Origin of the sequence: Xanthobacter tagetidis, from assembly GCF_003667445.1 — a bacterium.
In the GTDB taxonomy this organism is placed as follows: Bacteria; Pseudomonadota; Alphaproteobacteria; order Rhizobiales; family Xanthobacteraceae; genus Xanthobacter; species Xanthobacter tagetidis.
In genome coordinates, this window is sequence record NZ_RCTF01000036.1 from 1 (window position 1) to 1,250 (window position 1,250).

Genomic DNA, 1,250 nt, shown 5'->3' on the forward strand with positions numbered 1-1,250 from the left:
TCGCGCAGGCTGGCCTCGATGATGTCGAGCGCCTCGCCGAACACCGCGTCGGGGATCGTCAGCGGCGCCAGGAAGCGGATCACGTTGCCGTAGACGCCGCACGACAGCAGGATCAGCCCCTTGGCGAGCGCGCGCTGGCGCACCGCAGTGGTGAAGTCGGCCGCCGTCGTCCCCGCGCCCGGATGGGTGAACTCCACCGCGTTCATGAAGCCCGGCCCGCGGATGTCGGCGATCTGCGGCACCGCCCCGGCCAGCGAATGCAGCCGCTGCTTGAGGCGCGCCCCCAGCGCCTCGGCCCGCGCGCACAATCCCTCCTCCGCGATCACGTCGAGCACCGCGTGGGATGCCGCCACCGCCAGCGGATTGCCGCCATAGGTGCCGCCGAGCCCGCCGGCGCCGGGAGCGTCCATCAGGTCCGCCCGGCCCGTCACCGCGGCGATGGGAAAGCCGCCGCCCAGCCCCTTCGCCATTGTGGTGAGATCGGCCGTGACGCCGGTGCGCTCCATGGCGAACAGGCGCCCGGTGCGGGCGAAGCCGGTCTGCACCTCGTCGGCGATCAGCACGATGCCGTGGCGGTCGGCGATCGCCCGCAATTCCTTCAGGAACGCGGCCGGCGCCTCGTAGAAGCCGCCCTCCCCCTGCACCGGCTCGACGATGAACGCGGCCACCCGCGCCGGGTCCACGTCCGCCTTGAACAGGCGGTCGAGCGCCGCCAGCGCGTCCTCTTCCGTCACGCCGTGCAGCGCCACCGGGAACGGCAGGTGGTAGACCTCCGGCATCATCGGCCCGAAGCCGGCCTTGTAGGGCACCACCTTGCCGGTCATGGACATGCCCATGAAGGTGCGGCCGTGGAAGCCGCCGGCAAAGGCGATCACCGCCGCGCGCCCCGTCGCGGCGCGGGCGATCTTCACCGCGTTCTCGGTCGCCTCCGCGCCGGTGGTCACGAACACGGTCTTCTTGGCGAAGTCGCCCGGTACCGCCGCGTTCAGCCGCTCGGCGAGATGCACATAGCTCTCATAGGGCACCACCTGGTGGCAGGTGTGGGTGAAGCGGTCGAGCTGGTCGCGCACCGCGGCGAGCACCTTGGGGTGGCGGTGGCCGGTGTTCACCACGGCGATGCCGGCGGCGAAATCGATGTAGCGGCGCCCTTCCGCGTCCCAGATCTCGGCATTCTCGGCGCGGGCGGCGTAGATCTCGGTGGTGACCCCGACCGCGCGCGAAACCGCCTGCCGCCTGCGCGCCTCAAGCTC

1 protein-coding gene is annotated in these 1,250 nt (G+C 71.9%); it reads right to left on the reverse strand.

The window, feature by feature from the left end; all coding sequences use genetic code 11:
• Positions 1 to 1,250 (reverse strand): 4-aminobutyrate--2-oxoglutarate transaminase (locus tag D9R14_RS22650; protein WP_121625933.1); only part of this gene is annotated, 1,250 nt, incomplete at both ends.